General features: G+C 71.4%; 21 protein-coding genes. 6 read left to right on the top strand and 15 right to left on the bottom strand.

What is annotated here, in order from left to right:
- Positions 1–51: 51 nt before the first annotated feature.
- The 11 genes from ABZ807_RS28135 to ABZ807_RS28085 all read right to left on the bottom strand — a co-directional run bounded on the left by ABZ807_RS28135 (position 52) and on the right by ABZ807_RS28085 (position 11,106).
- Positions 52–468: an ATP-binding protein gene (locus ABZ807_RS28135; protein ID WP_357164368.1), complete on the bottom strand. Its 417-nt coding sequence runs from the start codon at positions 466–468 to the stop codon at positions 52–54.
- A 70-nt stretch (positions 469–538) separates the two neighbouring features.
- The gene (locus ABZ807_RS28130; RefSeq protein WP_357164297.1) at positions 539–1,996 is read right to left on the bottom strand and encodes a PAS domain-containing sensor histidine kinase; all 1,458 of its coding nucleotides are present in this window, start codon (positions 1,994–1,996) and stop codon (positions 539–541) included.
- A 52-nt stretch (positions 1,997–2,048) separates the two neighbouring features.
- The gene (locus ABZ807_RS28125; RefSeq protein WP_357164294.1) at positions 2,049–2,840 is read right to left on the bottom strand and encodes a glycerophosphodiester phosphodiesterase family protein; all 792 of its coding nucleotides are present in this window, start codon (positions 2,838–2,840) and stop codon (positions 2,049–2,051) included.
- 11 nt (positions 2,841–2,851) lie between these two features.
- Positions 2,852–3,187: a rhodanese-like domain-containing protein gene (locus ABZ807_RS28120; protein WP_357164291.1), complete on the bottom strand. Its 336-nt coding sequence runs from the start codon at positions 3,185–3,187 to the stop codon at positions 2,852–2,854.
- A gap of 49 nt (positions 3,188–3,236) precedes the next feature.
- Entirely contained in the window at positions 3,237–4,178 is a 942-nt protein-coding gene (locus tag ABZ807_RS28115; protein ID WP_357164288.1) for an LCP family protein, read from the bottom strand.
- A gap of 204 nt (positions 4,179–4,382) precedes the next feature.
- On the bottom strand, positions 4,383–5,594 hold the full coding sequence (locus ABZ807_RS28110; protein WP_357164284.1) for an LCP family protein: 1,212 nt from the start codon (positions 5,592–5,594) through the stop codon (positions 4,383–4,385).
- A gap of 172 nt (positions 5,595–5,766) precedes the next feature.
- Complete coding sequence (locus ABZ807_RS28105) at positions 5,767–6,999, bottom strand: LCP family protein (protein ID WP_357164281.1); 1,233 nt, start codon at positions 6,997–6,999, stop codon at positions 5,767–5,769.
- Positions 7,000–7,076: 77 nt separating this feature from the next.
- Positions 7,077–8,051 (bottom strand): NAD-dependent epimerase/dehydratase family protein, encoded by a 975-nt coding sequence (locus ABZ807_RS28100; RefSeq protein ID WP_357164278.1) that lies wholly within the window; start codon positions 8,049–8,051, stop codon positions 7,077–7,079.
- Positions 8,052–8,150: 99 nt separating this feature from the next.
- Positions 8,151–9,824: a cation acetate symporter gene (locus ABZ807_RS28095; RefSeq protein ID WP_357164275.1), complete on the bottom strand. Its 1,674-nt coding sequence runs from the start codon at positions 9,822–9,824 to the stop codon at positions 8,151–8,153.
- Positions 9,802–10,173 carry a DUF485 domain-containing protein gene (locus ABZ807_RS28090; RefSeq protein ID WP_357164272.1) on the bottom strand — a complete coding sequence of 124 codons (372 nt, stop codon included), beginning with the start codon at positions 10,171–10,173 and terminating at the stop codon, positions 9,802–9,804. Before ABZ807_RS28090 ends, ABZ807_RS28095 begins: the two co-directional genes overlap by 23 nt.
- A gap of 177 nt (positions 10,174–10,350) precedes the next feature.
- The gene (locus ABZ807_RS28085; protein ID WP_357164365.1) at positions 10,351–11,106 is read right to left on the bottom strand and encodes a flavin reductase family protein; all 756 of its coding nucleotides are present in this window, start codon (positions 11,104–11,106) and stop codon (positions 10,351–10,353) included.
- A 493-nt stretch (positions 11,107–11,599) separates the two neighbouring features.
- On the opposite strand from ABZ807_RS28085, the gene ABZ807_RS28080 reads away from it, so the two are divergent.
- From ABZ807_RS28080 to ABZ807_RS28070, 3 genes are all read left to right on the top strand, one after another.
- On the top strand, positions 11,600–12,385 hold the full coding sequence (locus tag ABZ807_RS28080) for a helix-turn-helix transcriptional regulator (protein ID WP_357164269.1): 786 nt from the start codon (positions 11,600–11,602) through the stop codon (positions 12,383–12,385).
- Entirely contained in the window at positions 12,382–12,600 is a 219-nt protein-coding gene (locus ABZ807_RS28075) for a DUF397 domain-containing protein (RefSeq protein WP_357164266.1), read from the top strand. The genes ABZ807_RS28080 and ABZ807_RS28075 overlap by 4 nt, the downstream gene beginning before the upstream one ends.
- Positions 12,601–12,681: 81 nt before the next feature.
- Positions 12,682–12,810, top strand: a complete 129-nt coding sequence (locus ABZ807_RS28070; protein WP_357164263.1) for a hypothetical protein — start codon at positions 12,682–12,684, stop codon at positions 12,808–12,810.
- Between the two features lie 64 nt (positions 12,811–12,874).
- Here the strand turns inward: ABZ807_RS28070 and ABZ807_RS28065 are convergent, their stop codons facing one another.
- From ABZ807_RS28065 to ABZ807_RS28050, 4 genes are all read right to left on the bottom strand, one after another.
- Entirely contained in the window at positions 12,875–14,563 is a 1,689-nt protein-coding gene (locus ABZ807_RS28065; protein ID WP_357164261.1) for an ABC transporter permease, read from the bottom strand.
- Positions 14,548–15,312, bottom strand: a complete 765-nt coding sequence (locus ABZ807_RS28060) for an ABC transporter ATP-binding protein (RefSeq protein ID WP_357164258.1) — start codon at positions 15,310–15,312, stop codon at positions 14,548–14,550. The genes ABZ807_RS28065 and ABZ807_RS28060 overlap by 16 nt, the downstream gene beginning before the upstream one ends.
- A 123-nt stretch (positions 15,313–15,435) precedes the next feature.
- Positions 15,436–17,076: a cation acetate symporter gene (locus ABZ807_RS28055; RefSeq protein WP_357164255.1), complete on the bottom strand. Its 1,641-nt coding sequence runs from the start codon at positions 17,074–17,076 to the stop codon at positions 15,436–15,438.
- Between the two features lies 1 nt (position 17,077).
- Positions 17,078–17,491 carry a hypothetical protein gene (locus tag ABZ807_RS28050; RefSeq protein WP_357164252.1) on the bottom strand — a complete coding sequence of 138 codons (414 nt, stop codon included), beginning with the start codon at positions 17,489–17,491 and terminating at the stop codon, positions 17,078–17,080.
- 233 nt (positions 17,492–17,724) lie between these two features.
- Between ABZ807_RS28050 and ABZ807_RS28045 the strand changes: the two genes are divergently transcribed.
- The 3 genes from ABZ807_RS28045 to ABZ807_RS28035 all read left to right on the top strand — a co-directional run bounded on the left by ABZ807_RS28045 (position 17,725) and on the right by ABZ807_RS28035 (position 23,580).
- Positions 17,725–19,104, top strand: coding sequence for a hypothetical protein (locus ABZ807_RS28045; protein WP_357164249.1), 1,380 nt, complete (start codon positions 17,725–17,727; stop codon positions 19,102–19,104).
- 155 nt (positions 19,105–19,259) lie between these two features.
- The gene (locus ABZ807_RS28040) at positions 19,260–21,338 is read left to right on the top strand and encodes a hypothetical protein (RefSeq protein WP_357164246.1); all 2,079 of its coding nucleotides are present in this window, start codon (positions 19,260–19,262) and stop codon (positions 21,336–21,338) included.
- A 160-nt stretch (positions 21,339–21,498) separates the two neighbouring features.
- Entirely contained in the window at positions 21,499–23,580 is a 2,082-nt protein-coding gene (locus tag ABZ807_RS28035; RefSeq protein ID WP_357164243.1) for a hypothetical protein, read from the top strand.
- Positions 23,581–24,321: the final 741 nt, after the last annotated feature.

Here is a 24,321-nt window from a genome sequence, read left to right as displayed (position 1 = left end):
CCTAGAGGCCGGGCCGGGACGGCGTGGGGAGGACCCGCCCCGGGAGCCGGATCAGCCGGCGACGACCAGCTCCGACCGGGCCGAGCCGGTTGGGTTGAACTCCGCCCAGACGCTCTGGCCCAGGCCGTCCCGCTCGACCCACCAGCGAGTGGCCAGGCCGGAGACGATGTGCAGGCCACGGCCGTCGACCGCGTCCGGGCTGGCCGCCCGCATCCGCGGACCGGCGGGCGCGCCGCCGTCGGTCACCTTGATCGACACGCGCGGGCCGCCGGGTGTGGGCAGCAACCGCCAGGCCACCCGGACCACCCCGCCGGGCAGCGGGTCGGCGTGCCGCACCGCGTTGCCCACCAGTTCGGCCAGGACCGCCACCAGGTCGGCCAGCAGGACCGGGGGTACGACCTCGGCGAGCTCGTCGGCGAGCCGGTGTCGGGCCAGCCGCGCTCCGGTGGCGTGGTGGGGAACCACCACGCACCACGAACGCTCGACCGCGTGCGTCGACACCCTGCTCCTTCTCGCCCCGTCCCCCCGGCGCGGCGGGTCATCCCCGCGGCAGCCGCACCTCTGCGACCGTACCGCCACCGTTCCTCGGCCGGAGGGATACCCATCCATTCTGCTGTTCAACGATCCGGCGGACGAGATAGAGACCGAGCCCCGCGCCGGGATAGCCCCGGCGGTCCCCGGACTCGCCCTGCCAGAACCGGTCGAAGGCCCGTTCCACGTGCTCGGGCCGGATGCCGATGCCCCGGTCGCTGACCCGGAACAGGACGGTCTGCCCGTCCGTGCCGGCGGTGACCTCGATGGGCGACTCCGGCGGCGAGTACTTGCCGGCGTTGGTGCTCAGTTCGGTCAGCACGGTGGCCATGCTGTGCCGGTCGCCGAGCGCCTTGGGCAGGCCGGCCGGCAGATCGAGGACGAGCCGGTGGCGCAGGTCGGCGGGTAGGTCCGGCACGGCGGCGCGCAGCGCGTCGCCGAGGTCGAACCGGATCGTCGGGTCGCCGGCGGCCCGTCCGTCGGTGGCCGAGGAGAGCAGCCGGTCGACCAGCCGGGCCAGCTCGTTGGCGCGCTGCCCGATCACCCGGGCGGCCTGCCGGCGGTCGGTGTCGGTCAGCGACTCCCAGTGGTCGGTGAGGGTGTCCGCGTACCCCTTGATCACGGTGACCGGGGTGCGCAGCTCGTGGCTGGTCACCGCGACGAAGAGGTCGCGATCCTGGTCGCGACGCTGCTGGTCGGTGATGTCGCGGAAGGTGACGACCCGCTGCGTGCCGGGCCCGGCCAGCTCCCCGGAGGTGATCCGCAGCCAGCGCCCGTCCGGCATCTCGTGGTCGAGCACCCGGCCGGACGGGGGGAGCGGGAAGGGCAACGGCCGGTTCAGCGCCTCGGCGGAGGAGCGGCCGGTCACCTGGGCGGCGGCCGGGTTCCAGAGCCGGGCGTGCCCCTCCCGGTCGACCACGGCGAGCCCGTCGGCGAGCGCCGCGACGACCGGGCCGTCGCCGTGCACCGGCAGGCCGGTCTGGTCGCCGTACATGTGCGCGATGCAGGCGGCGACGTAGCCCAGCACGGCCTGCCCGTCGGGGTCCGCGGAGTCCTCGCCGTCGGCGTAGAGGGCGTGCAGGCTGCCGATGGTCAGCCCGCCGATCTCGGCCCGGGCCACGATCATCCGGCGCATCCCCCGGTCGGCCAGCTCACCGGCGAGCTGGCCGGGGAGGTGCTCCACCCGGACCTGCCGGACGCGGGGGCCGGCGAGCAGGCAGACGGTCGTCGGGTCGGACGCCGGCAGCGGGCGGCCGATGATCCACTCGGCGGCGCCGCTGGCCGCGATGACCCGGCCGCCGGTCGGGGCGAACTCGACGAAGGCCACGCTGGCCGCGCCGACGGCCGAGCGGGCGACCCGGAGCAGCTGGGTGAGGACGGGCAGCCCCGCGTCACCGGAATTGATCATCTCGATCACCGCGCTGTGGCCGGTGACCAGGGCGGCGAGATCGGTACGCTCCGGCATGTCCCGAGTGTGCCCCCTCGCCCGGAGTTCGGGCAGCCCCCTCCGGTGGGCCTCATCGGCCCAGCCGGGCCAGTGCCCGCGCCGGCCGGTCGGTTATCACCCCGTCCACCCCGGCGTCGAGCACCAGCTCCAGGTCGTCCGGGTCGTTGACGGTCCAGACGTACACCTGGTTGCCGGCGGCCCGCAGCGCGGGGACCAGCTGTGGGCGGGCCCGGACCAGGCCGATACCGGGCCCGGCGATCCGGGCGCCGAAGGGCAGCCGGCCGAGCCGCAGCCAGCGCGGCAGCACCTCCAGCAGCAGCACCGTGGGCAGCTCCGGGGCCAGCTCCCGGACCCGGCGTACGGCCAGCGGGGAGAAGGACATGACGGTGACCCGTACCGGGTCGTCCGGGCCGGGTTCGGCGAGCCCGTGCCGGCGCAGCAGCGCGACGAGCCGGCGCTCGACGTCGCCGGCGTAGCGGGACGGGTGCTTCGTCTCCACCAGCAGCCGGACCGGCCGGCCGGCGGCCAGCACGGCCTCCAGCAGCCGTTCCAGCGTGAGCAGCCGGGTGTGCGACTCGTCGAGCACCTCGTCGCCGTCGGCCGGTACGCAGCCCGGGTGCCAGGAGCCGAAGTCGAGCGTCTCCAGTTCGGCGAGGGTACGGGCGCTGACCAGCCCGCGCCCGTTGCTGGTCCGGTCCAGCCGGCGGTCGTGCACGCAGACCAGGTGCCCGTCGCGGGTGAGCCGGACGTCGCACTCCAGCCCGTCGGCGCCCTCGTCGAGGGCCCGCAGGTACGCCGCGAGGGTGTGCTCGGGTAGGTCGGCCGAGGCGCCGCGGTGCGCGAAGACCAGTGGATCGCCCATGCCGGCGGCGCTCAGACGACCCGGCCGGGCTGCCCGTCCCTGCCGACCACCGGGCGGCCGACGGCTTCCCACTGCCGCATCCCGCCGTCGGCGTTGCGCACCTGCTCCCACCCGTTGTTGAGCAGGTAGCCGACGACCTGGGCGGAACGCCCGCCGGAGCGGCAGATGACCGCCACGTCCCGGTCGGTGGGCACCTCGGCCAGCCGGGCCGGCAGTTCCATCATCGGCAGGTGGTGGGCGCCGGGGGCGTGGCCCGCGGCCCACTCGTCGTCCTCGCGGACGTCCAGCAGGTAGGTGTCGTCGTCGATCTCGGTCACGGGAACGCTGGGAACCTGGGGTCCGAACACGGGTAGCAGCGTAGATCCTCGGCGGCGGGGTCGACACCGGTACGTCCGGTCACAACCGGGTGACCCAGCGCGGGTTGGCCTCGGCCCAGCCCGGCACCCGCTCGCCGCGTACGGCGTCGAAGAGGCCGGCGCCGCCGTTGTCGAGTACCACGTAGGAGATCTCGTCGATGGTCTGCGGGTAGGACGGCACCTGCAGCCCGCTCAGCGCGTCCGCCGGCAGCGACCGGAGGGCCATCACCAGGTCCTCCACGGGTACGCCGTTGGTGTCCAGGGTCAGCGAGCCGCCCACCGCCCGCAGCACCCGGTCCGCCTTGACCGGGTCGCCGCGCAGGTTCGTCTCGCCGGCCTTGTCCAGCACCGCTCGCAGCATCTGCTGCTGGTGCCGCTGCCGGTCGAAGTCGCCGCCCGGCAGGTCGTAGCGCTGCCGGACGTAGTCCAGCGCGCGGGCGCCGTCCATCTGCTGGCAGCCGGGGGTGAACAGGGTCCTGGTGTGGATCGAACGGACCTCGGTGTCGACGCACATCCGGATCCCGCCGAGCAGGTCGATGACCTGCTTGAAGCCGGCGAAGTCGACCAGCGCGGCTCCGTCGAAACGGATGCCGGTGAGCCGGGTCAGGGTGGCGGAGAGCAGCCGGGCGCCGCCCGGTCCGCCGCCGCCGTGCTCGTACGCGGAATTGATCTTGTCCTGGCCGCCCCCGTAGCCGTTGCCCCCGGGCGGGATGGCCACCAGCAGGTCGCGCGGGATGGAGATCAGGTAGCCCTGCCGCATGCCCGGCGGGACGTGCACGATGAGGATGGTGTCCGAGCGCTGGTCCGGCCCGTCGGTGGCGCCCTGCCGGTCGGTGCCGACGAGCAGGTAGTTCAGCCCGTCGGAGAGGTCGGTCCGGGGCTGCCGGGCGGCCGGGGCGAGCAGTTGTTCCCGGGTGATGGTGCGCTCGTACCGTGAGGTGATGGCGTTCATGCCGACCACCGCGACGACGGCGGCCAGCACCAGGGCGAGACCGACGCCGAGCAGGACGCGCGGCCGGCGGGAGGTCCGGCGGCCGGGTGGCGGTGTGCCCCGCCCCCGGTCGGACCGCGCTGACCTGAACGTGACGTCCTCCCCGTGGCCGTGACGTGAGACCTGCTCACTTCAGGCTACGGCCCGGTCACCCGCTCCGGGCGGCTTCGCCGTGGCTACCGGCCGGTCACCGGTTCACTTGCGGTTGGAGAGCACGGTCGGGTTGGCGTACACGAATTCGCCCAGCTTGTCGTTCTTGACCGCCTGGAACATCTCCAGGGTCTGGGCGCTCAGCGCCTCGCGCTGGTTGGCGTTGCCGTTGAACGTGCCGCCGTTGGTGCGCAGCATGGTCAGCTCGTTGGCGGTGACGCCGCGCAGGGTGAAGACGAAGTTGGCCACCGGTGCGCCGCCGGTGTCCAGGATGAAGGCCTTGCCGGCCGCCCGGATCAGCTGGTTGATCTTGACGGGGTTGGTCAGCATCCCGTTCTCGGTGGCCTTGCGAGCCATCGCCTTGATCAGTTGCTGCTGGTTCTGCTGGCGGTCGTAGTCGCCGCCCGGCAGGCCGTAGCGCTGTCGGGAGTAGTCCAGCGCCTGGAGCCCGGACATCTCGCGGCAGCCCTTCTTGTAGACCACCGGGGTCATCGGGCGGCCGGTCTTCTTGGCGTCCGCGTTCCACATCTGCTTGCCGTCGACCAGCTTCATGTGGTGCGACTTCACCTCGTGGCTGACGCAGATCCGCACGGTGCCGAGGGTGTCGATGACGTTCTTGAATCCGCCGAAGTTGATGATCGCGGCGCCGTCGAAGCTGACCCCGGTCATGTTCTTGATGGTCTGGGCCATCAGCTGGGCGCCGCCCTCCCAGCCGCCGCCGTTGCGCGCGCCGGCCTGGAACGCGGCGTTGATCTTGTCGGTGCCGCCCTGGTAACCGCTCTTCTTGAACGCCGGGATCTGCGCCTCGGTGTCCCGCGGGATCGAGATCAGGTACGCCTGGTCGTGGCTGGCCGGGATGTGCAGCACGATGATGCTGTCCGCCCGGACGTCGTCGACGGCCCACCGCTCGCGGGCGTCCACGCCCAGCAGCAGCATGTCGATCGGACCGTCCAGGTCGGCGCCGCCCTCGGCGTCGGTCTTGCCCGCCCCGCCGAGCAGGTTCTTCTGGGCGATGTTGCCGGTGGCCTGGCTGATCAGCGCCTTGCTGCCGACGATGGCGACGCCGCTGGTCACCATGAGCACCGCGCCGAAGATCACCGTCAGGCGGGCCCAGAGCGGGTCCTTGCGCTTGGTGCGCCGGCCGGCGCCGCCGGTGCGCCGCCCGCCCCGACCGCCCTGGGACGGGATCGTCGCCGACGCCCGTGGGTACGGGTCGGAATCCGACGACGTGGGGCGGGGGCTGGTGTGGACCGGCATGCGTGCTCCAGCTCGCGTGATCGGGGGGCGGAACCACTGTACGTACCGCTTCCCGTCAAGGCGAGATCATCACATGTTCAATTTTTGGATATCCCCGACTGTTACGACGGCAATTCAGCCGAACGGATGAGTCAATGCGTCTGCTCGGTGGTTGGCGATCGATGATCGACCATCAGTTGCCCTTGGTGTCCGGGTTCTGGTTGGCCGCCACCCAGGCCGCCATGGTGTCCGCCGACATCGCCTTGTACATGGCCAGCGCCTTCTCCCGGTCGGAGACCACCACCGACTCGCCGTTGATCGTCTCGCTGCCGGAGTTCGGGCTGGTGATGAAGGTCAGCTTGTCCCCGCGCAGGCTGCGGAACTGCAACCCCATGTCGACCAGCGAGAAGCCGTTGTCCACGGTCACCGCGTCGGTGACCGACTGGAGGAAGGCGTTCAGCTTCTTCGGATTGGCGAGCGTGCCCGTGCTCGCCGCCTTGTCCATCAGGGCGCGCAGGAACTCCTGCTGGTGGCGCATCCGGGCGAAGTCCCCCTCGGGGAACTGCTTGCGCTGCCGGATCCAGTCCAGTGCCGTGGCGCCGTCCATGTGCATGGTGCCCTTGGTGAACTTCCGGTACGGCTTGTGGATCGAGGTGATGCTCCGCTCCACCTTGAGGTCCACCCCGCCGAGCGCGTCGGTGACCTCCTTGAAGCCGCCGAAGTCGATCGCCATCACGTGGTCGATCCGGACGTCGGTGAAGCACTCCACCGTGCGGACCGCCAGCGGCAGGCCACCGAACGCGAAGGCCGCGTTGATCTTCGCGCGCTGGCCGGAGCCGCAGTCCGCGCCGGCGCTTTCCGGGATCGGCACGTACAGGTCACGTGGGATCGAGACCAGGTAGGCCGACTGGTGGTCGGCGGGGATGTGCATCACGATGATCGTGTCGGCCCGCCACTGGCTCCGCTTGTCGACCGGCGCGTCCGGGTCCCGCGAGTCCGAGCCGACCAGCAGGATGTTCAGCGCGCCGTCCACCGCCTTGGCCGGCCGTCCGCCGGTGATCTCCGAGAACGGGTCGGTGCGGGCCAGGTCGTCGTTCAGGTTGTTGGTGTAGAGCCACGCGCCCACGCCGCCGAGCAGCGCCAGCACCAGCACCGCCACCCCGGCGACGAGGCCGATCCGTCCCCAGCGGGGGCGGGGGCCACGCCGCCCGGAGCCGCCCGGACCACCCGGCCCCGGCGGCGTGCCGGGACCGCCCGGGCCGCCGGGCCCGCCGGGGCGGGGCGCCTCCTCGTCGTACGACGGGTACCACTGAGCCTCGGACGGCCGGGCGCGCCCGGCGGCCCGGTCGGGACCGGGGACCGCGGCGCGTCCGGCGCTCCGGTGCAGGTACGGGAGCGGGACGCCGGCTGACGATGTGGCGGACATGCGATTCAGCGTACGTAGGCTGGTCGAACCTTGCCCGAAGGTGAACGTCGGTCACGCCCCGCGTGCCGCGCGGGAAGCTACCCTAGCCGCGCCCGGAAGTGGTCGATCGTGCGTCGCAGGCCGTCTTCGGGCGTCACGGTCGGTTCGTATCCCAGCAGCTTCCGGGCGAGGGTGAGGTCCGGCCGCCGCATCTCCGGGTCGTCCGCGCTGCGGGTGATGTAGGTCACCTGCGAACGGCTTCCGCAGAGTGACACGATCGTCTCGGCGAGTTGCCGCATGCTCATCTCGTGTTCGGTGCCGCAGTTGATCGGCCCGGTCTCGGTCGAGTCGAGCAGCAGTAGGATGCCGCGCACCAGGTCGTCGACGTAGCAGATCGAGCGGGTCTGGTTGCCGGTGCCGTGCACCGTGATCGGCTCGCCGCGCAGCGCCTGGGAGATGAAGGTGGGGATGGCCCGGCCGTCGTCGGGGCGCATCCGCGGGCCGTACGTGTTGAAGATTCGGACGATCGCCGCGTCCAGCCCCCTGCTCCGGTGGTACGCCATGGTGGCCGCCTCGGAGAAGCGCTTCGCCTCGTCGTAGACGGCGCGCACCCCGATCGGGTTGACGTTGCCCCAGTAGGTCTCGCGCTGCGGGTGCTCCTTCGGGTCCCCGTACGCCTCGGAGGTGGAGGCCATCAGGAACCGGGCACCGTCGGCGAGCGCGCGGTCCAGCAGGTGCAGGGTGCCCACCGACCCAACCCGGAGGATCTCCACCGGCAGCTTCTCGAAGTCGGTCGGGCTCGCCGGGGAGGCCATGTGCAGGATGGCGTCGAACCGCTCCGCCAGCGCCGGGTCGGCCGGCAGCCCGTCGGAGATGTCCGCCTCGACCAGGGTGAAGGACGGGCTGTCCAGCAGGTGCGCGACGTTGTCCTTCGAGCCGGTGACGAAGTTGTCCAGCGCGACGACCTGGCAGCCGCGCCCGACGAGGGCGTCGACCAGGTGGGACGGCACGAAACCGGCGCCGCCGGTGACCAGGACGCGGTGACCGCTTCCGAAACGCGGGGCTACCTTCATGCCGGCCAGCCTACTCACCAGCCCCCTCGGACGCGGCGCGGCCTGCGGCGAAAGGAGCCCCGACGCGTGCGCGCCGGGGCCCCTTTCTCGTGGTGGACGTCAGTGCGCTCCCGCGCCGGTGAGGGCGCGCACCTCCAGTTCCGCGTACTTCTCCTCGTCGTGCTCCTTGGAGATCAGCGTGCCGATCCAGCCGCAGAGGAAACCGAACGGGATGGAGAGGATGCCCGGGTTGGACAGTGGGAACCACTGCCAGTCGTGGTCGGGGAACATGGCCGTCGGCGCCCCGGAGACCACCGGGGAGAAGAAGACCAGCAGCACCGCCGAGAGCAGGCCGCCGTAGATGGCCCAGACCGCGCCGGAGGTGTTGAACCGTCGCCAGAACAGGCTGTAGAGGATCGCCGGCAGGTTGCCCGAGGCGGCGACCGCGAAGGCGAGCGCCACCAGGAAGGCGACGTTCAGGCTCTGCGCGAAGATGGACAGGACGATCGAGACCGCACCGATGACCAGCGCGGAAACCCGGGCGACGGTGACCTCCTGGCGTTCCGACGCCTGGCCGTTCTTCAGCACGTTGGCGTAGAAGTCGTGCGCCAGGCTGGACGACGACGCCAGGGTCAACCCGGCGACCACCGCCAGGATGGTGGCGAAGGCGACCGCCGCGATGATCGCCAGCAGGCTCGCGCCGCCGAGGCTCCCGCCCAGGAAGTCCCGGCCGAGCGCCTCCGCCAGTTGCGGGGCGGCGGTGTTGCCGGCCTTGTCCTGCGCGATGATCTCCTTCCCGCCGACCAGTGCCGCGGCGCCGAAGCCGAGCGCGAGGGTGAGCAGGTAGAAGGTGCCGATGATGCCGATCGCCCAGAGCACGCTCTTGCGGGCCGCCTTGGCGGTGGGGACCGTGTAGAAGCGGATCAGGATGTGCGGCAGGCCGGCCGTGCCGAGCACGAGCGCGATACCGAGCGAGAGCAGGTCCATCTTGTTGTAGAAGGTCTGCGTCGCGTCGCCGGCCTTCTCGACGCCGTACCGGAGGCCGGGTTCGAGGAAGGCGTCCCCCTTGCCGGACGCGGCGGCGGCGTCGCCGAGCAGCGACGACAGGTTGAACTTGTACTTCGCCAGCACCAGCAGGGTCATCAGCAGGGCGCCGGCCATCAGCAGGAACGCCTTGACGATCTGGACGTACGTGGTGCCCTTCATCCCGCCCACCGTGACGTAGATGATCATCAGGGCGCCGACCATGATGATGGTGGCGACCTTCGCGGTGTCGGCGTCCATGCCCAGGAAGGTGGTGCCCGGCTTGATGCCGAGCAGCAGCGCGACCAGCGCGCCCGCGCCGACCATCTGGGCCAGCAGATAGAAGATCGACACGGTGATGGTGGAGACTGCGGCGGCGGTACGCACCGGACGCTGGCGCATCCGGAACGCCAGCACGTCGGCCATCGTGTACCGGCCCGAGTTGCGCAGCAGTTCGGCGACGAGCAGCAGCGCCACCAGCCAGGCGACCAGGAAGCCGATGGAGTAGAGGAAGCCGTCGTAGCCGTAGAGGGCGATGATGCCGGCGATGCCGAGGAAGGAGGCGGCCGACATGTAGTCGCCGCCGATGGCCATGCCGTTCTGGAAGCCGGAGAAGGAGCGGCCGCCGGCGTAGAAGTCGGTGGCCGTCTTGGTCTGCCGGCTGGCCCAGATGGTGATGGCCAGCGTGATCGCGACGAAGACCAGGAAGAGCGTGATGGTGAGGTTTCGGGCGGTGCTGCCGCCCACCTCAGCCGCGAGGACCGTGTTCATGGGTCACCTCCCCGATCTCGGCGCGGATCCGGTCGGCGATCGGGTCGATCCGCCGGTCGGCGAACCGGGCGTAGAGCCACGCGATGACGAACGTCGAGACGAACTGGAGCAGGCCGAAGATGAGCGCGACGTTGATGTGGCTGCCGAACAGCTTCGTGCCCATGAAGCCCCGCGCGTACGCGGAGAGGATGACGTAGAGCGCGTACCACAGGAAGAACGCGATGGTCATCGGGAAGACGAAGCCGCGCAACGCGCGACGCAACCCGGCGAACTCGTCCGACCGTTGTACGGCGAGGTACCGCTCCGCCGCCGACTCGGCGGGGGCGGACGCGGGTGTGTCCGTGGACATCTGTGGATCACCACCTTCACAGGCGTGGGGAGTTTCGCGCACGGTAGAGAGCGCGCTCCCATCCGGGGAAGGCCGAGATCGGGGCCGGTCGGCGGCTGCGCCGAACGGTCTGCCGGCTGCGCCGAGTGACCCACGTCACTCCGGCGAGCGGTCAGTCGAGCGGTCGTCGCCGGGCCGTCAGGTCAGTTCGTGGTACCGGCCCCGGTAGTGCAGCAGCGGCATGGTCTCCCCGGCCAGGTCGACCGCCTCGATGGTGGCCTCGACCAGCAGCCCCCAGCCGTACTCCCGCGCGGCGTCGAGCCGGCAGCCGGCCCACCCGCCCGCGTCGGTGGGAACCGGGCCGTAGGGGGTTTCGGTCCATGATCCGGTGGCGAACAGCCCGCCCGGGGAGGGGAAGAGCCCGGCGAACCGGTCGGCGAGCTGCCGGTGCGGCGGCCCGAGCGGCGCCACCGCGAACCGCCCGGCCTCCTCCACCGCCGCCCAGAGGTCCGACTCCGGGTCGACCAGCCCGAGCAGCCGGTCCGGCTCGCCCTCGGCGACGAGGGTGGACGAGACGGTCAGCCCCGCCGGCCCCGGCGCCGTCCAGAGGGTCACCGGCGCCGCCAGCCGACCCCGCAGCCGGCGTACGGGCGAGCGCTGCCCCGCGGGCACCGCGAACGGATCGGTGTGGTGGATCTCGGCACCCGGCTCATGATTCACGTGAAACATTGTGCCGCCCCGGGGCCGCGCCCAGCCGAGGAAGCGCTCGTGCAGGTCGGCCGGCCGGGCCTGCGGGTGGAGCCGGGCGAGCTGATCGGCGGCCTCGGCCATCAGCCCGCCCAGGTACACCAGCAGCGCCGTCCGGTCGTGCCGGTACTCGACCAGCAGACCGAGCCGAGCCGGCTGACACGGCCAGGGCGCGCCGCAGGCGCGGCACCGCCACAGCGGCCGCATCGGCAGGTGCGGCACCCGTCTGCTCACCGCCGGCCCCCGGTGCCGGTCCGCGCGGTGCGGGTGGGTGCGGCGGTCACCACCGCCCGCCGTTCGCCCGCCAGGTCTGCGCCGGGGTCAGCCAGCCCGCGCGGCCGGGTCGTGGCAGGGCCACCGTCGGCGCGGTCGCCCACGCCGGTGGCTGGTTCGGCCGGGGCGGTCGCTGCTCTGGCATCGCCGTGCCCGACACCGCCGTCGCCGGTCCTGCCTTCCTCTGGTACGACCGACCGGCCGCGTTCCGGCGGCGGAAGAACCCGAACATGCTGATCTCCTCCCGGTTCAGGGGGTCGCCCCGGTCGGGGGAATGACCGGGGCGACCCGACGCAGGACCGGTCGCCGGGTCGTCGCCTCCACCGGCCGGGCCGCGCGTCCTCCACCCTGGACGGCGGGCCGCCGGCAGGGGAGGATGCCAGGGCTTACTACGCAGCGCGGTCACGTACTTACCGGAGAGGTAAGGATGAACGTCGAGATGTGGATCCGGGCGCTGAAGGCGGCCCGGGCCGGTGCCGAGGTGTCCCAGGAGGGGCTGGCGGCCCTGATCAAGTGGAGCCCGTCCACGGTGGCGGCGATCGAGACCGGCCGCCGCCGACCGACGATGGAGTTCGCCGTCGCCGCCGACCAGGCCCTCGGCACCGGCGGCCTCCTCGCCGGGCTCCTCAGGGAACACGAGGGGGATCGCTCACCGTCGTGGTTCCTGCCCTGGCGGAGCTTCGAAAAGAAGGCTGTCCGGCTGCGCCACTTCGAGCCTTGTCTGATCCCCGGACTTCTTCAGACCGAGGAATACGCCCGGGCTATCTTCACGGCTGGTGGGCTCAAGCGCGGTGAGCAGGTTGAGCAACTCCTAGCCCTACGAATGAGCCGCCAGCATGTGCTGCATCGGACCGAGCCGCCGGAGTGCGTCTTCGTCATCGACGAAAGCGCCCTGCATCGTCCGATCGGAGGACCCGCCGAGATGGACCACCAACTCGGCAAGCTGCTCGAGGCAGCTGAGCTGCCACAAGTAAATCTGCATGTCCTGCCGCTGGATGTCGGCGCACACGTCTCTCTGGGCGGCGGATTCGTGATTGCGGAACTGCCGGGCAATGAGCATGTGCTTTGCCTCGACAACTCGGCTCGAGGGCAGATTGCGGACTACCCGGACTGGGTTGGCCTGATGCAGCGCAAGTGGGAGAGTCTGCTTGGTGAGGCGCTGTCCGAGCGTGCCTCTCTGGAACTGATCAGCAAGTTGAAGGTGACGCCATGACCCGTGTCGGACCCCTCTGGCGCAAGTCGACCCGATCCGACGATGCTGGCAACTGTGTGGAGGTGGCGGACAACCTGCCCGGGGTGGTGCTGGTGCGGGACAGCAAGCACCGCTCCGGCCCGACCCTCACCTTCGCCCCCGACGCCTGGCGCGCGTTCGTCGCCCGGACGCCTCCCTGGCCCCCGGATGACCGAGGTGCGGCCCTTACCGCATGATCCACCCGCCTTTGCGGCATGTCGCGGTATCCGGGGGTGCGGGATACCGCGACATGCCGCAAAGGCGGAAGGTGCGTGATCTTGCCGGAAGCGGGACGCTCGCCCGGATGGAGGCCGTCGAGCACCTGGTCGAATTACGGCTGGGAGCTGGTCAACATCACCTCGGGCACCGGCAGCCACTTCCTCTACGCCTTCATGCGCCGCCCATGAGCGCCTGGCCGGGGCGATTCGCACGGTGGTGCCGGAACGGTCGTCACCGCCTCGACGACCGGCGTCAGCGCCGGGGGGTGACGGTCGCCAGGAGCTCCGGCATCCGCCGGTCCAGCACGTCTCCGGCCAGGTACGACCCGAGCAGCGCCGCCCCCAGCCCGTACGCCGCGCCGAGCGGCAGGGCCAGCCAGAGCCAGGCGTCCCCGAGCAGCGCCGCGGCGACCACCATCGGAATCGCGGCGGCCGCCGAGCTGATCATGGACAGCAGGGCGAGGAGACTCTTCGCCATCCCCGCCCCGGTGTTCATCGCGAACGGGTTGCTCGTCTCCGGCAGCGAGTACGCCCCCAGCACCGAGACGAATCCGTTGATCGCCAACCCGGCCCCGTACGCGGCGAGCAGCGCGCCGGCGGCGACGCCGATCCAGCCGGGCTCGCCCACCACCAGTGCGATCACCACCGACACCACGCCCAGCATCGGCACCACGTACACCGAGAAGGCCGTCATCCGGGCGCGCAGCTCCAGCCGGCCGGGCACCCCGGCCACCACGTTCGCCGCGTACGCGCTGCCGTCGAAGCCGAACTGGTTCGCCAGGGTCGCCGAGGCGAGCACCCCGACGAAGAGCATCGACAGGCTGAGCAGCACCGGGGACGAGCTGCCCGAGAACTCGAAGCCCTCCTCGGTGGCCGTGAAGCCCGAACCGCCCAGGTTGACCATGACCGGCACGAAGATCCCCACCACCGCGATGGTGATCAGGTTGGCCCGGCGCCGGGCGTCCCGCCACCAGTAGCGGGCTTCCCGGGCGACCAGCGCGCCGAACCGGTCCCGGCGCGTCCAGCCCAGTGCGCGGGGGAAGAGCTGCGCGACGGCCCCACCCGCCGGGCCGCGCCGGCCCTTCGCGGGGGCGGCGCTGGCCGCGCCCACCATCGCCGACTCCAACGACCGCGACCACCAGAGCAGCAGCACACCGATGGTCGCCGCCGTGATCAGCAGCTTCACCGGTACGGCCCAGGCCCGCCCCTCGGCCACGTCCACGCCGACCGTCCAGGGCGCGCCGAACGGAGTCCAGCCCGCCACCTCGGCCACCCCGGTCAGCCGGTCCCAGTCGGCCTCCCGTACCGCCGCCAGCACCCCGATCTGCAACGGTCCGAGCAGGGCGGCAATCACCGCGAGCAGTACGGCGGCCAGGTCGCGCACCCGGCGGGACCGCAGCATGGTGGCGAACGCGCTGGTAACCGCGCGGCTGACGGCGACGCAGAGCAGCAGCCCCGCGACCACCCCGACGGCCGCGACCAGCCCGGCCGGCCAGCCGCCCAGCGCGGCGGCGGTGACCACCAGCCCGGAGACGGCGAGCAGCACCGCCAGGACCGGGACGCTGACCAGCGCCGCCGCGAACAGCCCGGCGACCAGGGTGCGCCGGGGCAGCGGCAGCAGCGCGAACCGGGCCGGGTCGAGGGTCTCGTCCACGCCGAAGAAGACCAGCGGCAGCAGCAGCCAGCCGAACACCAGCAGGCCGCCGCCGAACGCGGCGGTCATCAGCGCGTACCGCGGCTCGTCGGCGAAGCCCGGCGCGGCCAGCGCCAGGAAACCGCCGGCGGCGAACCAGAGGCCGCCCAGGAGGCCGAGCACGAACATCGCGATCCGCCAGCCCTGGCCCCGGAAGTTGTTGCCCATCACCCGCAGCTTGAGCCGGACGAAGTGCCGGGCGGAGACCCGCCGGGACGGTTCGGCCGGGACGGTCACCGCGACAGCCACGCCAGCTCCTCACCGGTCGCGGTGCGGCCACCGACCACCTCGACGAAGACCTCCTCCAGGGACCGGTCGCCGCGTACCTCGTCCAGGGTGCCGACCTGCTTGATGATGCCCCCGGCGAGGATCGCCACGTGCGAGCAGAGCCGCTCGACGACCTCCATCACGTGGCTGGAGAAGACCACCGTGCCGCCGCCGACGACGTACCGATGGAGGATGTCGCGGATCAGCGCGGCGGAGACCGGGTCGACCGCCTCGAACGGCTCGTCCAGCACCAGCAGCCGGGGGCCGTGCAGCAGCGCGCAGGCCAGGCCGATCTTCTTCTTCATGCCGGCCGAGTAGTCGACCACCAGGGTCCGGCCGGCGTCGGTGAGCGCCAGCACGTCCAGCAGCTCGGCGGCCCGCTGGTCGACCACCGCCGGGTCCATCCCGCGCAACAGACCGTGGTACGCCAGCAACTCCGCCCCGCTGAGCCGGTCGAAGAGCCGTACGCCGTCCGGCATCACGCCGAGCAGCCGCTTCGCGCCGACCGGGTCGCCCCAGACGTCGTGCCCGAGCACCCAGGCCCGGCCCTGGTCGGGCCGGAGCAGCCCGACCGCCATGGACAGCGTGGTCGTCTTGCCGGCGCCGTTCGGGCCGAGCAGCCCGTAGAAGGAGCCGGCCGGAACGGCCAGGTCGACGCCCGCCACCGCGACCTTGCCGTCGAACTGCTTCGCCAGGCCGTGCAGCGCGAGCGCGGGATGCCCATCAGTCATGCGTCCGACCGTATCCGGGCCGGACCAGTCCACCCTCCGGCCGCAGGATGATCCCAGGTCATCCCCAGGGCGTATCCTCACACAACGCCCGAGCACTGTTCTGCTTCCGGATCCCGTCGGGCATTACGAGCGCAGCGCCTCTGGGGCGTGCAGCCGGAGCATGGTGGCCCCGACGTCGGCCGGCGCCCGGCGGCGGGTCGCCATCGAGATGGCGACCATCACGGTGAAGGCGAGCGGCACCGTCCAGGCGGCCGGCTGCGCGATGAGCGTGGCCGGCCAGCCGGACAGCGGCGGCCCGAGCACGGTGACCAGGACCGCCCCGACCGCGGCGCCGCCGCCGACCAGGATCCCGGCCGCCGCGCCCAGGTCGGTCAGCCCGCGCCACCAGATGCCGAGCACCAGCAGCGGGCAGAAGCTGGACGCGGCCACCGCGAAGGCCAGCCCCACCACCTGGGAGACGTCCAGCCCGGAGAGGTTGAGCGCGAGCACCGCCGGCACCCCGCCGGCGATCACCGTGGCCAGCTGGAAGCCGCGTACCGAGCCGCGCCCCAGCACGTCGGTGGAGATCACCCCGGCGACGCTGGTGAGCAGCCCCGACGAGGTGGAGAGGAAGGCCGCGAACGCGCCGGCCGCGACCAGCGCGGCGAGCAGCCGGCCGGTGACCCCGTCGCCGAGCGCCGCCTCGGGCAGCAGCACCACCACCGCGTCGGTCTGCCCGGTGACCAGCAGCTGCGGGGTGTAGATCCGGCCGAGCACGCCGTACAGGGTGGGCAGCAGGTAGAAGACGCCGACCAGGGCGAGCACCACCAGCGTGGTGCGGCGGGCCGCCGCGCCGTCGGGGTTGGTGTAGAAGCGGACCAGCACGTGCGGCAGTCCCATGGTGCCGAGGAACGTGGCCAGGATCAGCGAGTACGTGGCGAAGAGGCCCCGGTCGTCGTCCCCGGCGGTGCTGGGCAGCAGCCAGTCGGCCGCGTCGGTGGCCACCCCGGACACCGCGGGCACCGGGTCGCCGGCGGCGAAGTCGAGGCGGTCGCCGGGGCGTACCTGCCGGATCGTGCCGTCGGCGAAGGTGAGGGCCGCGCGGTGCTCGACCACGACGGTGGTCGCGGTCCGGAACGCCGGCCCGTCGGGCGGGGTCACCGCCGGGCGGGCGTCGGCCTGCCACTGCAACGCCAGGAAGATCGCGGGTACGGCGAGCGCGGTCAGCTTCAACCAGTATTGGAAGGCCTGCACGAAGGTGATCGCCCGCATCCCGCCGAGCGCCACGTTTGCGGTCACCACGGCGGCGACCAGCAGCGCCCCGACCGGGTACGGCGAGCCGGCGACCGTGGCCAGGGTGAGCCCGGCGCCCTGCAACTGCGGCACCAGGTAGAGCCAGCCGATGAAGATCACGAAGATGGTGGCCAGGGTGCGCAGCCGCCGCGAGCCGAGCCGCAGCTCGCAGAAGTCGGGCAGGGTGAACGCGCCGGAGCGGCGCAGCGGCGCGGCCACGAAGAGCAGCAGGGCGAGGTAGCCGGCGGCGAAGCCGACCGGGTACCAGAGCACGTCCACGCCGTACTTGAGGATCAGCCCGGCCACGCCGAGGAAGCTCGCCGCCGACAGGTACTCCCCGCCGATCGCGGCGGCGTTCCAGGTCGGACTCACCGCGCGGGAGGCGACCAGGAAGTCGGAGGTGGTGCGGGCCAGCCGCAGCCCGTAGAAGCCGATGCCGAGGGTGACCAGGGTGACCGCCACGATGGCCGGGACGACGTAGCCGTTGCCCATCTCAGCGCTCCGGCCGCTGGACCAGGTCGGTGAAATCCTGCTCGTTGCGTTCGGCCAGCTGCACGTACGCCCAACCCACCGCGATCAGGAAGGGGAAGGAGGCCAGCCCGAGCAGCAGCCAGGGCAGGTTGACGCCGAACACGGTGACCCGGCCGACGGCCGGCGCGACCGCGAACAGCCAGGGCAGGCCACCGAGCCCGATCAGCACGACCAGGCTCATCCGCAGCGCGAGCGCCAGCTGCGCCCGGACCAGGCCCCGCACGAGCGCCTCGCCGACCCGGGTCTGCTGGGCGAGCTCGGTGCGGGTCCGTTCGGCCCGGCTGTCCCGGCGGGACACCTCTGCCAGCACGATCCGCGCCCGCCCGGACGGCTGTGGCGCCCGGGGGGCCGGCACCGGATCGTCGGCAGCGGTCACCTGGGCAGTCTCGCCTGCTCGACGCGGATGTCAAGGGTGTCCACCGGGGTTGTGGACAACCTGTGGAGAACGCGTCACCCCTGTGGACAACTCCCGGGCGGAACATTAAGACGCCATTAAGTCCCGGCGCGTTCACCCGTTGTGTCGGGTCGGGGTATGTCCTTGCCGGTATTGACCCCACCCCCTACGCTGAGGCGGCCAATCCCTGTTTCCTCATCCTCTACGGGGTTTCTATGCGCAAATTCCGCACTCTGATCGGCGCGACCCTAGCCGGGGCGTGTGCACTGGCCGTGGTGCCGGGTACGGCGTCCGCGGCTCCCACCGCCGCGCCGCAGCAGGCGATGGCGGCTCTCGCCGACACGACCGGGGCCTACTACGAGGTCTCCCCGGCCCGTCTGATGGACACCCGCGAGGGCCTGGGCGCGCCGAAGGCGAAGATCGGCCCGCTGGGCAAGGTCGACCTCCAGGTCGCCGGCCGGGGTGGCGTACCGGCCAGCGGCGTCGGTGCGGTCGTGCTGAACGTCACCATCACCGGCCCGACGATGGACAGCTTCGTCACCGCCTACCCGGCGGGCGAGGCCCGGCCCGACGCCTCCTCGGTCAACTTCGCCAAGGGCTGGCTGGGCTCCAACAACGTCACCGTGAAGCTCGGTGCGGGCGGCAAGGTCTCCGTCTACAACCGCAACGGCTACGTCGACGTGGTGGTCGACGTGGTGGGCTACTACGCCAAGGACAACTCGATGACCAACCGCAACGGTGGTCAGTACGAGTGGTACGAGCCCGAGCGGTACTTCGACACCCGCAACGAGCCGGAGGGCAAGCCCGCTGCCGGCGACACCCTCGATTACGCGCTCGACTTCGGGCCGGAGCTCAACCCGCACATGAGGACCCTGGTCGTCAACCTCACCGCGGTGGCGCCGGCCAAGGCCGGTTTCCTCACCGCGTGGTCGGGCGCCACCGCCAAGCCGACCGCGTCCACGGTGAACTACGGCGCGGGCGTGAACGTGCCGAATACGGCGTTCGTGCAGACCACGCCGTGCACCGGTACCGAGCAGGGCCAGTGGTGCACCCCGGGCTCGCGGAAGTTCAAGATCTTCACCTCGGCCTCCGCGCACGTCCTGGTCGACGTGGTCGGCGCGGTCGACGACGGCTTCTCGGAGTGGGGCATGCGCTTCAAGCCGATGAGCCCGACCCGGATCGTGGACAGCCGCACCAACCTGGGCATCACCGGTGCCATGGGCGCCGGTAGCGTCCGTCGGGTGGCCGTCCCGGGCGCGCTGGTCACCCCCGACACCGGCGTGGCGGTCATGAACGTGACCGCGGTGAAGCCGACCAAGAACACGGTGATCACCGTGTGGCCGGCGGACATCCCGGAGATGCCGAAGCCGAACACCAGCAACCTGAACCCGTACGCCAACCAGATCGTGTCCAACGCGGTGCTCGGGATCATCGAGCCGAACAACGCGTTCAACGTGCACAACCTGACCGGCAGCACGCACCTGGTGGCCGACATGGTCGGGACGTTCTACTACCCGGCCACGGCCACGGCCTCGACGCTCGCCGGTGACGCCGGCAAGAGCCAGCCTCAGATCGTGGGTTCCTCCCACCGCTGAGCAACGCACCATCGAGGGCGCCCCGGCCGACGGCCGGGGCGCCCTTCCCGCCTTTTGCGTACGCGAGCTCGTGGCGGTGTTACGGGGTTGTCGCCGTCCATCGACGCTCGTAGTCTGAGCCGACCAATCCTCTCTCCTTCCTCCACGGGGTCTTCATGCGCAAAATCCGCGCTCTGCTCGGCGTGACCATCGCCGCCGCATGTGCGGTGGCCGGCCTGCCGGGAGTGGCGCTCGCCGCCCCGGCCGCGCCGTACACCGTTCTCGTCATCGACCTGAACGACCACCAGCGGCTCAGGACCGACCTGTTCACCGGAGCCTGGGACGGCGACAACAGTTCCGGGATGGAGGCTCAGCTCGGCGACGGGGACGCGATCACCCTGGCTGCCCACTGGCGGGACGAGACCGACCACCTCTGGAACGCCGTTCGCACCGCACCGCCGGCCGGCGAGAGCTGGCAGGTGGGGCGCACGTACGCCGCGACCAGTGCCGGCGGGGCCGGCGCCACGCTGAGCTTGGACGGCAGCGGGCAGACCTGCGCCGGTTCCGGAGAGGTCACCGTCAAGCGGGTGGAGCGGGACGCCGCGACCCAGCGGATGAACGCGTTCGCCGCCGCGTACGCGTTCCACTGCGACGGCGACCGGGGCGTCATCGACGGCGAGATCCGCTGGAACTCCGACCTCGGCTACTCTGCGCTGGACCACACGTCCCGCCTCGACTTCTCGGAGGTGGTGGTCGGGGGCACGCCGAGGACGACGGCCTCCTTCACCCCGCAGGGCACCGTGCCGGTCACCTTCGGTGCCGCTTCCCTCGGTGGAACCGACGCCGCCGCCTTCGAGATCGTCGAAAACACCTGCTCGGGCCGCACCATTGCCGTCGGCGACATCTGTGACGTCCGGGTCAGGGCGGTGCCGACCCGGGCCGGCACCCAGGAGGCAATCCTCTTCCTGGCCGACGGCAGCAGCTACGGCAAGCGCAGGGTGCCGGTGACCGTCCAGGGCTACCACAGCGCCGTCGGCACCTACTACCCGGTGAAGCCGGGCCGGATCATGGACACCCGCCAGGGCTTCCCGAACCTGCCGCAGGCCCCGATCGCTCCGGGCGGCGAGGTGGACCTTCAGGTCGCCGGCCGGGCGGACGTGCCGGCGGACGGCGTCAGCGCGGTCGTGCTGAACGTGACCGTGACCGGGCCGACCGCCGACGGCTTCGTGACCGTCTACCCCTGGGGAGAGGCCCGCCCCACCGCGTCCTCGGTCAACTTCGCCAAGGGCTGGCTGGGCTCGAACAACGTCACCGTCAAGCTGGGCGCAAACGGCAGGGTCAAGCTCTACAACCGCAACGGCTCCACCCACGTGGTCGTGGACGTGGTCGGCTTCTACGCCGGCAGCAACGGCGTCCGGCAGACCAACGGGCTCGGTGCGCAGTTCCACCCGGTCAAGCCCACCCGGCTTGTTGACACCCGCACCACCGGAGCGGCCATCCCCGCGGGTGGCAAGCGCCGGTTCTTCGTGGACTTCGGGCCCAAGTTGAGCGGGCGGGCCAGCGCCCTGGTCCTGAACATCACGGCGGTGGCCCCGGAGAAGAGCGGCTTCCTCACCGCGTGGTCCGGACTGGGTGACGTCCCGTCGGCGTCGACCGTCAACTACGGCGCGGGCAAGGTGGTGCCGAACCTGGCGGTGGTGCAGTCGAACTACCAGTGCGACTGCGGCACCACCTACGCCGTGAACACGTTCACCCTGTACAGCTCCCAGAAGGCGCACGTGGTGGTCGACCTGGTGGGCGTGATGGACGGCGCGCTCACCCCCAACGGCCTGCGCTTCACGCCCACCAGCCCGACCCGGATCGTGGACAGCCGCAGCAACCTGGGCACCACCGGCGCCCTCGGTCCGAACGTGACCCGCAAGGTGACTACGCCGCCGGCCCTGGTCACCGACGCCACGCAGGCGCTGGCCATGAACGTCACCGCCGTGGCGCCGACGAACGCCACCGTGCTCACGGTGTGGCCGGCCGACGCCGGTCTGACCAAGCCGACCGCCAGCAACCTCAATCCGGCGGCGGGGCAGACCGTGTCCAACGCGGTGATCAGCGGGATCGGCCCGGCCGACGCGTTCCACGCGCACAACCTCGCCGGCACCACCCACCTGGTCGCCGACGTGGTGGGCCGGTTCGACCTCTACCCGTACACGGCGGGCAGCGGCGGGACCTTCACCGTGGTCCGTTCGGGCCCGGCGGTGTAGCCGGGGTCGGCTCCGGCCTGAGAATGGGCGTCCCGGTCCGTCCGGGACGCCCTTTCCCGTGTACGGAGATCGAACACGCTGGTGACGGGGTTGCCGTGAGCCATCGACGCTTTTAGGCTGTGTCCGCCAATCCATCACCTCCTTCTTCCACGGGGTACCCATGCGGAAAATCCGCACCATCCTCGGCGCGTTCATCGCCGGGGCCTGTGCGCTGACCGTGCTGCCGGGGGTGGCGCTCGCCGCGCCCACCGCGCCGTACACGGTCCTCACCGTCGACGTGGGTGACGCCTACGGCAAGCCCGTCAAGCAGTCCGGCGTCTACGACGGCACCAACTCCACCGTGTCCGGGCGGGCGTACGGCACCGGCGGCGTGAGCATGGGCGCGAGCGGCCTGCCGGGCGGCTCCACCATCGCCATGTGGATCACGCCTCCGGTCGGCCAGTCGTTCACCGCCGGCCAGACCTACCAGACCTCCGGGTCCGGCAACTCCACCCACGCCGGCCTGGACATGTCCTCGGATTCGACCGGCTGTAACGGCGCCTACTCGTACGGCAGCCTCACCGTCCGCGAGATCGCCTACGACGCGGGCACCGGGGCGGCGACCGCCTTCGCGGCCGCGTACGAGTTCCACTGCTCGCCGACCGCCGGCGCGGTCACGGGTGAGCTGCGGTGGAACTCCAACCTCGACTACGTCGGGGTGACCTCCTTCCCCACGCCGGTCGTCGACTTCGGCCGGGTGGCGATCGGCGGCGTCGTGCCCAGCACGACGGTCACCTTTACCGTCAAGGGCACCGTCCCGAGTACCTTCGACGTGGCCCGCATCTCCGGGGCCAACCCGTCGTCGTTCTCCATCGTCGGCAACGGTTGCACGGGCAAGACGATCGCGGTGGGCAACTTCTGCCGGGTGGTCGTGGCGCCGAAGGCGCTGCGTTGGGGCGACTACACCGCCAACCTCGAACTGGCGGACAACAGCGGCTACGGCAAACGGGTGGTGCCGCTGAAGTTCACCGCGTACAACACGGTGATCGGCATGTACTACCCGCTGGCGCCGCAGCGGCTGCTGGACACCCGCGAGGGGCGGGGGCCGGTCGGCGCCAACCAGGCGACGGAGTTGCAGGTGGCCGGGCGGGGCGGCGTGCCGGCCAGCGGCGTCGGTTCGGTGGTGCTGAACGTGACGGTCACCGGTCCGACCGCGAACAGCTTCCTCACGCTCTACCCGAGCGGCGAGTCGACCCCCACCGCCTCGTCGATCAACTTCCCGGCCGGCTGGCTCGGCTCGAACAACGTCACGGTCAAGCTCGGCGCGGACGGCAAGATCATGATCTACAACCGCTCCGGCAGTACCCACGTGGTCGTCGACGTGGTCGGCTTCTACGCCGCCAGCGACACGGTGAAGAGCAGCCTCGGCTGGGGCGGCCAGTACCAGCCCGTGGAGCCGACGCGACTCATCGACACCCGTCCCACGGGCCTGGTGGCGAAGTCGAGCATCGACAGTTACGTCGACTTCGGCCCGTCCAGCCCGCACGTCAAGGCGCTCGTCCTCAACATCACCGCGGTCAAGCCGGTGAAGTCGGGCTTCCTCAGCGCCTCGTCCGGTGACGGACCGGCGCTGACGACCTCCACGGTCAACTACGGCGCCGGCAAGGTGGTCCCCAACCTGGCCTTCGTGCGGACCGGCCAGTGCACCAACTGCAACAACCTCCCGTACGCGGTGCCGACCTTCTCCATCTACACGTCCCAGGCGACCAACATGGTGGTGGACCTCGTCGGGGTCATCGATGACGGCTCCCTGCCGGACGGGCTGCGGTTCACCCCGTTGAGCCCGACCCGGATCGCGGACAGCCGCAGCGGTCTCGGCACCAGCGGCGCGCTCGGTGCCGGTGAGATCCGGAAGATCACCGCCCTGTCGGCGGTGGTCACCCCGACCACCGAGGCGCTGGCGATGAACGTGACCGCGGTGACGCCGACGAAGGACACCGTGATCACCGTCTGGCCGGCGGACGCCGGCATGGCCAAGCCGGGCGCGAGCAACCTCAACCCCGCCGCCGGGCAGATCGTCTCCAACGCGGTGATGGGCGGGATCGGCCCGCAGGACGCCTTCAACGTCCACAACCTCACCGGCAGCGTCGACCTCGTCGCCGACGTGGTCGGACGGTTCTACCTCTACTCGGGCACCGCGAGCACGACCGCGCTGGCCGGCGGGCAGCCGCTCACCGTACGCGGCACCGGCGTACCGGACTGACCTTTGTCGCATGAAGGGCGTCCCGGCGGTGGCCGGGGCGCCCTTCGCGTATCCGCCGATCGGCCGATGATCCCGGTGACGTGGCCAGCACCTTGCCGTTTACCGATCACGGTCCTAACCCTGGGCCGACTCTTCCCCCTCTTCTTTCCTACGGGGTTCCCATGCGCATGTTCCGCGCGCTGCTCGGCGTCGTCGTCGCCGTGGCGGGTGTGGTGTCGGGCGTGCCCGGTGTAGGTTCTCAACATCGATGACGCTTTTTCAAGATCGTGTCGCTGTCAATGTCGCTTGCGACATGGATGCGAGAACGTCGGCACGGCGGTTGTCCGGTCTCGGCGGAGTTCGCGGAGTCCCCGGCTCCGTGCGAGCGTCGCAGCGGGTTCTCGCAGGGCGGATGCGGGGTTCGACTCCCACTTCACCAAAACTCGTCTCCACCAATCTGTCATGGCTCAAGTTGCACCCTAGTAGGATGATCGATCCCTGAGACCGGACAGTGGCGCGGTGAGGGCGCGCTGCCGCTCAGCAGCCTAGTACGGCAGCCGCCATTGGCGGTCTGACCTGGCGGGATGCGGTGGGGGGGTGTGCGAAGTGGACGCAGCCGCCTGTTGATCATGTGTTTGTGAGAACTACAAGATCGAAGGCGGCTGCTGCTGCCAGGGTAGCGGCTGGGCGTGCGGTGCGGGCACGGGCCGAGCTGTTGGAGGAGCTGCGGTCGTGTTTCGTGCGGACGCAGACGTGGCAGCA

It is taken from the genome of Micromonospora sp. NPDC047548 (genome assembly GCF_040642975.1).
GTDB lineage: Bacteria > Actinomycetota > Actinomycetes > Mycobacteriales > Micromonosporaceae > Micromonospora.
This window is presented reverse-complemented; position numbering and strand designations above follow the sequence as displayed.